Raw genomic sequence first — 7,388 nt, 5'->3', positions numbered from 1 at the left:
CCCTGCGAACTGCCCCTCCCCTACGGCCCACCGGGCACCACGGACTGGTCCCGCGCGGCGGAGCGCCTCGATGGCGCCCCCGCCACCGCGATGCGGCTGCGCGCCCTCCACGTCGGCGGCCCGCTGCACGGCCCCGTCGCCCACGGCCTGGCCTGCGGAGCCCTCCTCTGCGTCACCAACGGCTCCTTGTGGAACGCGCTGGCCTGGCACGGACACGGCTACGACGGTGAGCGCCGGCGGCTGCGCGAGTGGTGGGGCATCACCGACCGCGCCGAGTGGCAGCACCATCTGACCAACCTGCTCGCCTGCGAAGCCTCCAGCTCCGTATGGGAGTTCGCGCTGAGCCTGCGCCGTACGATCGCCCGCGACTTCGGCGGGCACGTCGACACCGGGTACTGGCGCCAGGCGGTGGCCACCGTCATCCGCGCCAACTCCGAGGGCTCCACGGTGATCACGGAGGACGGCGTCACGAAGACCGACCCGCGCCCCGCCTCGGAGACGGAGGCTCGCGTCGAGGGCGTACAGCGACTGATCGGCCGTATCACCCGCTACGAGGCCCGGATGCGGGCCGACGGCATCCTCGCCGAGAACCGCTACGTCACCTCGGTCGAGGCCTGGGACCTGGGCCGGGCCTCGAAGATGGCCCGCTGGGGCCTGGGCGCCCGCTTCGCCACCCTGGCGGAGACGGAGTCCGCCGTCGTCCGGGCGGGCCGCTCGGCCGCCCTCGCCTACCGCTCCTGGGCCGACTTCTCCACCGGCTACATCCTCGGCCGCTGCCTCCACTTCGACGAGGAGGAGTTCGGCGACTGGTACCAGGACATGGTCTCCGCGCACCGGATCCTGATGTCGGACGCGGGGAGTCCCTGGCTCAACATCCCTTTTCGGTAGAAGCGCCTTAGCCTGGCCAAGATCCGCTTCTGCCCTGGAGGTTGAGTCTTGCGAAGACGTACGTTCGTCACCGCCCTCGGCGCCACCGTCGCCGCGTCCGCCGTACCGGGAGTGGCGCGGGCGGCCACCCCGCTCATAGCCCCGACGCTGACGGGCCGGGATCCGTCGGCGTCGGCGAACGCGCAGAAGGTCTACTCCTTCCTGGTGTCGCTGGAGAACGCGGCGCGCTCCGGGACGCACCCGATGACGATCATCGGTCAACACGTGGAGACCCAGCAGGAGTTGTACAACGCGAGTTACGGGGACACGGGCGGCACGACGTTCTCGGGCTACTACTACAAGAAGGCCGCGGACATCACGGGCAAGCTGTCCGGCTTCGTCGAGATCGACCTCGGGCCCGGGTACGGCGCGACCGGCTGGGGGCGGTACGGGGACCGGTCCTACAACCGGCCGCTGGGGCTGCCGACGGGGGTGCGGTCGTGGCAGTACACGGACGACGCCGTCGACCTCGCGTTCGGCGTGTGGAAGGGGCTGCCGCGCGCGGCGGACGGCAGCTACAACCCGACCGGCACCATGGTCCGGCTCGACGGGACCAGCGCGTCCCTCGCCAACGGCGGCGCGGCCTCCGGGATCGTGGGCATGAGCTTCCACCAGCCGTACCCCGGTTCCGCGGTGAAGTCCTGGAGCCGGGTCCTCACCCAGGTCACGGGCGAGCACCCGGGCGGTGACGCGTCCTACCCGCTGGCGACGCTCACCACCGACCAGGCGTGGTTCGACCGCGTTCTCGACTGGGAGTCGGACACCGACGAGTACCGGGCGCTCCTCACGGACCTGTCCTTCCTGGCGGCCACGCTCTCGTACTTCGCCGCCTGGGACATCCCCGTGCTGCTACGGCCGTACCACGAGATGAACGGCGACTGGTTCTGGTGGGGCGGCAGGACCCCGGCGTCGTACAAGAAGCTGTGGCGGATCACGTACGACTACCTGGTGACGACGAAGGGCCTGCACAACCTGATCTTCGTCTGGTCGCCCGGTGCCTGGGACCCGCAGGGTGAGGACGTGCCGTGGGACTACTACCCCGGGGCCGACCTCGTCGACGTCGTCGGCGTCGACGACTACAGCCCGTCCGCCTCGGACCTCACGCACGTGTACCACACGGGGCTGGTCGACTACGCGAAGCCGCGGATGCTCGCGGAGACGTACAACATGCCGATCACGGCGGCGGGTTCGAACGCGCTGACCCGCAGCCCGTGGGTGATCTGGAGCACCTGGGGCTCCGGGATGACCAAGACGGCGATCAACTCGAACGCGGACGTGAAGGCGACGTACTACGCCACGGACCAGGTGTACACGGGCGGTTCGGGGACGGGGTTCGGGCAGAACTTCGCGTGGGGGTCGGTGCACGCGCACTGAGCGCGGCGTCCTTCCGAACGAGGGCCCGGGGCTTGGATCCTGATGCAACGTCAGAACACCTCGGTTACAGGTCTGTTGAGAACTCACTCCTACTGTGGTGATCAACACGGCGCCTGTCAGCGCCCCTGATCTGACGGAGAAGCACCACGATGCGTCTGCTCCACGCCGCCACGGCACTCGCCGCCACGTCCGCGCTCGCCCTGGCGCTCACCGCCTGCGGCAACGGCGGTGGCAACGACACAGCAGGCGACCAGCCGTCGGCGTCGACGTCCTCGTCCTCGGCCACCGCGTCCGACGGCGCCCCGGCCGAGAACGCGGGTGCCACCAAGGACGCGGGGAGCAGCACCGGCGGAAGCGGCAGCAGCACCGGTGGCGGTACGGCCACCGGCGGCAGCACCGGCACCGGCACCGGCCGCTGCCACACCGCCGGGCTGGGCTTCTCGTTCGGCTCCGGCGACGGCAAGGTCAGCAGCTCGGACGACCAGCAGCACCTGGCCGTGGTGCTGAAGAACAAGACATCCGCCGCGTGCACGATCCAGGGCTTCCCCGGGGTCGACCTGAAGTCCTCCGGGGGAAGCTGGTCGCTGACCCGCAGCGGTGCGACGCCCAAGAAGGTCACCCTGGCCGCCGGCAGCAGCGCGACGTTCACCATCAGCTTCCTGCCGTGGACCCAGGGCAGCGGCACCGAGTTCAAGGCCACGTCCGTCGTCGTCACCCCGCCGAACGAGACCACCTCGGCCACCCTGACCTGGCCCGGCGGCAGCGTCCTGCTCCAGGACGGCGCCACGCATCCCGGCACCTACACCGGCCCCGTCGGCGGCTGAGGACCGGACCTGGACGATCACCCACGGCGTCTTCGTCCTCCCCCGGGTGATCGATAGTGTCTCCAAGTGACCCGCCAGCGACGGTCTTTCGCGTGCGCCGGAGGGAAACGACAGACGCACCTACGGCCATGGCGGTGTTCCTGTGTCCTTGTCCTCGCCCTCGCGCGTAGCCCTCGTCGGTGCCGGCCGCATGGGGACACCGCTGTGCGGACGCCTCGTTGCGGCGGGTCACTCGGTGACCGTTTCCGATCTGCGTCCCGAACGGGAAGAAGCGGTGCGCTCGTTGGGCGCGGACTGGGCGCCGTCCGCCACGGCGGCGGCCGGGGCGGACGTGCTGATCACCGTGGTTCCTGGACCCGAAGAGGCGGCGGCAGCCCTTCCGGATGCGGTGTTCGCCGCCCTGGCCCCCGGGGCGGTGTGGATCGACATGACGAGCAACTCCCCAGCAGCCGCACGGGAGTTGCGTGAACGCGCCGACGCCCACAGCGTCGATGTCCTCGAAGCGCCGATGGGCGGCGGCCCCGACGACGCCGAACACGGGCGCGTACGGCTGTTCGTGGGCGGTTCCGCCGAAGTCCTCGACCGGTGCGGGCCACTGCTGGAGGCGGTGACGACATCGGACCGGATCCGCCACATGGGCGGCCCCGGAACCGGCTGCACGACGAAACTCCTCATCAACCTCCTCTGGTTCGGCCAGGCCGCGGCAACCGCCGAGGCCCTGCTGCTCGGACGCCGAGCCGGCATCGACCTCACAACCCTGCGGGACACGCTGGCCGACAGCGCGGCGGGGAGCGACTTCATCCGCCGGGACCTGTCGGCGCTGTTCGCCGGGGACTACCTCCGCTCCTACGGCCTCGACCGCATCCACGACCAGCTCAAGGCCATCACCGACGAGGCCCAAGACCTCGGCACCCCGCACGAGTTGGCCGACACGGTGCTGCGCATCCACCGGCTGGCACTGGAGCGCTTCGGACCCGTGGACGGCGAACTCCTGGCCGTGGCCCTCCTGGAGGAGGCCGCGGGTACGCTGCTGCGGCCCTGATCGGGACGGTACGGGTTCCGGCCCTGGTGACGGTCGGGCCGGTATGTCGCCGGCGAGGCGGCCGACGGCCGGCGTGCCGCATCAGAGGTCGGTCTATGAGCTCACGAGCTCACGGCATCAGCTCGCCGAGTCCACCGAGGTCTCGTAGCCCGCGCTGTCGCAGTAGGACACCGCACGTTCCTCCGCCCCGGTGTCGCCGCCGATCGCGTTGACGGTGTCGTCGAGGATGCGGGTGCCGCCGTGTTCCAGGCCTGCCTTGTCCAGCTTCTTCGCGGCGTAGAGAGCCGCGTTCCCCGCCGATTCGACGTTGGCCGTCCTCGCGCGCACCTCATGCTGCCAGGACCCCAGCTTGTCGCAGTACTCCGCCTGCCACGCCTTGTCCTGCGCCGAGTCGCCCGACGAGCAGCCGCTGATCAGGACAGCCGCGGCGACAACGGCCGCCGCTCGTACGACCGTTCCGACCCCGTAGCCGTGCCGCATGGACATGCCCTCCCCGTAGCCGCCGACACAGAGTATGGATCACGGGGGTGTCGCCTCGCGCCGGATCCGCGCGGCACTAGCGTGCCCCCATGTTCCTCGAACCGCTCACGCCCACCGAGGCCGGCGCACTCCCCGGCGAACTCCTCACCGAACTCACCGCGCTCTACGCCTCCAACCACGCGTTCCACGCGCTCAGCGGTGACTTCCCCGACCCGGAGGACATCCGGCCCGAGCAGGTGGCGACCGCGCTGGCCGACGAGTTGGCCGACCCGGACGTGGAGGTGCTGCTCGCGCGCAGTGCCGGGCGGCTCGTCGGGATCGCGATCACCCTCGGGGCGCATCCCGACCCGGAGGACGACGACCCCTGGATCGGCCTGCTGATGATCGATGCCGCGCAGCAACAGCGGGGACAGGGAAGGCAGTTGGCGTCCCTCGTCGAGGACCGCTTCCGCGAGTCCGGCCGAACCGCCGTACGTCTGGCCGTACTCGACAACAACCCCGACGCCCTCGCCTTCTGGACCGCCCTCGGCTACGCCGTCATCGCCCACCGCCCGGACCGCCAACTCGGCCGCCCCTGCGCCGTGTTGCGCAAGCGGCTCAGCTAGGTCCGGCACTGCGCGAGAGGGCGCCGTTCGTCGCCGAGCCAATCTTTGCCCTGCCTTTGCTTTCTGCGCAGTTGCGAAGAAGACGGTCTGGTTAAAGTCGTACGGCCGACGAGCCGACCACGGGGGAGAACAGGCGTCCATGGGCGACAAGGGCGAGATACTCGACATCAAGATCGCTGACCTCAAAGCGACAGCGCCACACTTCCAGACCCACAGCGCCGATCTCGCCAAGGCGCTCACCAAGCTCAAGTCAGCGCTCGGAGCAGCGGGTTCACCGTGGGGCGACGACGATCAGGGCACCGCCTTCCACAAGGCCTACGGCCCGCACGTCACGCAGTTGGAGAACGCGGCGCAGATCCTCACCGGCGGTCTGGCCAGCATCCACGAGGCGATGACGGACATGGCGGACGGTCACATCGACCACGAAGAACTGGTCCGTGCCCTGTTCGGCGGGATCGACATCAAGGGTGGCAAGAGCGAAGGCGACGGCGAGTGAGCGTCGCCGACAAGGCCAAGAAGATCGTCCAGGACGTCACCGGCATGTGGTGGCCGGACGCCGACGAGGACGGGCTGCGTGCGGCGGCCAAGGCGTGGCGGGATTTCGCCGACGACATCGAGGACGTCACCGTCGCCGCGAACAAGTCGGCCCGCTCCATCATCGAGCACAACAAGGGCGAGGCGATCTCCGCCTTCGACGACCCGTTCTGGCGCCGCTACTACTACGACGGGCACGGCTGGCTCCAGGACATGACCGACGGCGCCCGGGACATGGCCAAGGCGCTCGACAAGTACGCCGACGCCGTGCACTCCGCGACGAAGCACCTCGAACACGAACTGGAGATCGTCGGCGCGACGATCATCGCCGGGACCGCCCTCGCCATCTTCACGGCCGGCATCTCCGAAGGCGCCGCGGCGGCGGCCACCGCGAGCATCGTGGAGATGGCGGGAACCCTCGGCGTGACCGTCTCCACCGAGGTCGCCACCATCGCGGGCACCACCCTCGCCACCGCCGCCCTCGGCGGCATCGAGTCGGTGACCGTGGACCTCGCCGTCGCCCAGCCGGTCGCGATCGCCACCGGCGAGAGCAAGGGCTTCAGCCTCGACGAGGCGAACGACTCGGCTCTCTACGGCATGGCGTTCGGCGGGATGTTCGGCGCGGGCGCGGGGACCGTCAGGGCCGCGACCGAGGCCGGCGGCTTCGGAACCCTCTTCGACGGGCTGACCCTGCCGGGAGCGCGGCCCGCCGTGCCCGGAGCGCTCGACCTCGACTCGATCGCCGACGAGGCGCCCAAGCTGATCCGCCAGGACGACGACTTCAGCGCGACCCACAATCCGTTCGGCCTGAAGAAGTCCCGGTTCGACCCCGACATCGGCATCGTCCCCGCCGATCCGGACGGCGAGATCACCCCGCTCCAGCACGTCCTCGGCGGAAAGAACAAGGCCGCCAAGGAGTCCAGCCAGTACACCTCCTTCGCCCCGCAGGACGGCACCGGGAAGGTCTACGGCAACGAGGAGATCCGGGTCGACTACCAGCGGCTCCAGCGGGACATCGACGCGGGCAAGGTCCAGGGCGTCCACATCCTCGGCCCGGAGGAGATCCAGCGGTCCATCAACGACGAGATCGACAAGGTCGCCGGACGCGAGATCGACGTGCCCGGCACCCTCCGTGCCGGTGAGACGGACCAGGCCTCGGACTTCGTCGACGGACTCGGGCTGAGCAAGGGCAAGTCACGTAAGGTCTTGGACCGGGTCATGGCCCTGCTCAACACCCGCCGCGACGGCGAGTGGCTGATCAGCGGGACCGTCCCCAAGGAGTACGTCACCGGACCGTTCCCCACCTCCGGATCGTAGGAAAGAGCAGACCCCATGGCCGACACCAAGGACCACTGGCAGCCCGGCCCCGAGCTGCGGGCCCTGCTCTACACCGACTTCGACGGCAACCCGGCGGACCCCGACGACGTGATCGCCGACGCGCTGGACGACGACGGCTATCTGGAACGCACCCCCGGCCTGACCGCGATCCTCCAGGACCCCGCCGCCGACCCCGCCGCCCGCCTCCTCGCCTGCTGCGCGCTCACCAGCTGGGCCGATCCGCTCGGCTACGACACCGTTCTCCAGGCCGCCGCCGCCCCCGAC

General features: G+C 70.2%; 8 protein-coding genes and 1 pseudogene. 8 read left to right on the top strand and 1 reads right to left on the bottom strand.

Annotated features, from left to right (window positions below; translation table 11 throughout):
• The 4 genes from JHN63_RS44370 to JHN63_RS54470 form a co-directional block, all read left to right on the top strand.
• Window positions 1-888 (top strand): DUF1266 domain-containing protein (locus JHN63_RS44370; protein ID WP_200690804.1); only part of this gene is annotated, 888 nt, incomplete at its 5' end.
• A gap of 48 nt (window positions 889-936) precedes the next feature.
• Window positions 937-2,301 (top strand): glycoside hydrolase family 26 protein, encoded by a 1,365-nt coding sequence (locus JHN63_RS44365; protein ID WP_200690803.1) that lies wholly within the window; start codon window positions 937-939, stop codon window positions 2,299-2,301.
• A gap of 149 nt (window positions 2,302-2,450) precedes the next feature.
• Window positions 2,451-3,125 carry a DUF4232 domain-containing protein gene (locus JHN63_RS44360; RefSeq protein ID WP_200690802.1) on the top strand — a complete coding sequence of 225 codons (675 nt, stop codon included), beginning with the start codon at window positions 2,451-2,453 and terminating at the stop codon, window positions 3,123-3,125.
• A 142-nt stretch (window positions 3,126-3,267) separates the two neighbouring features.
• Window positions 3,268-4,167: an NAD(P)-dependent oxidoreductase gene (locus JHN63_RS54470; RefSeq protein WP_307782134.1), complete on the top strand. Its 900-nt coding sequence runs from the start codon at window positions 3,268-3,270 to the stop codon at window positions 4,165-4,167.
• A gap of 117 nt (window positions 4,168-4,284) precedes the next feature.
• Here JHN63_RS54470 and JHN63_RS44350 read toward each other — a convergent pair whose 3' ends face one another.
• Window positions 4,285-4,653 carry a hypothetical protein gene (locus tag JHN63_RS44350; RefSeq protein WP_200690801.1) on the bottom strand — a complete coding sequence of 123 codons (369 nt, stop codon included), beginning with the start codon at window positions 4,651-4,653 and terminating at the stop codon, window positions 4,285-4,287.
• An 83-nt stretch (window positions 4,654-4,736) separates the two neighbouring features.
• Here JHN63_RS44350 and JHN63_RS44345 point away from each other — a divergent pair, with 83 nt between their 5' ends.
• The 4 genes and pseudogenes from JHN63_RS44345 to JHN63_RS44330 form a co-directional block, all read left to right on the top strand.
• The gene (locus JHN63_RS44345; RefSeq protein WP_200690800.1) at window positions 4,737-5,252 is read left to right on the top strand and encodes a GNAT family N-acetyltransferase; all 516 of its coding nucleotides are present in this window, start codon (window positions 4,737-4,739) and stop codon (window positions 5,250-5,252) included.
• 139 nt (window positions 5,253-5,391) lie between these two features.
• Window positions 5,392-5,748: a WXG100 family type VII secretion target gene (locus JHN63_RS44340; protein ID WP_200690799.1), complete on the top strand. Its 357-nt coding sequence runs from the start codon at window positions 5,392-5,394 to the stop codon at window positions 5,746-5,748.
• Complete coding sequence (locus JHN63_RS44335) at window positions 5,745-7,103, top strand: hypothetical protein (RefSeq protein ID WP_200690805.1); 1,359 nt, start codon at window positions 5,745-5,747, stop codon at window positions 7,101-7,103. Before JHN63_RS44340 ends, JHN63_RS44335 begins: the two co-directional genes overlap by 4 nt.
• Window positions 7,104-7,118: 15 nt before the next feature.
• Window positions 7,119-7,388: pseudogene (locus JHN63_RS44330) on the top strand (hypothetical protein); the annotation flags it as partial.

The organism is Streptomyces sp. MBT65 (assembly GCF_016612545.1).
Lineage (GTDB): Bacteria > Actinomycetota > Actinomycetes > Streptomycetales > Streptomycetaceae > Streptomyces.
Note: the sequence above shows the minus strand (reverse complement) of the source record. Positions and strands in the feature narration are given on the sequence as shown.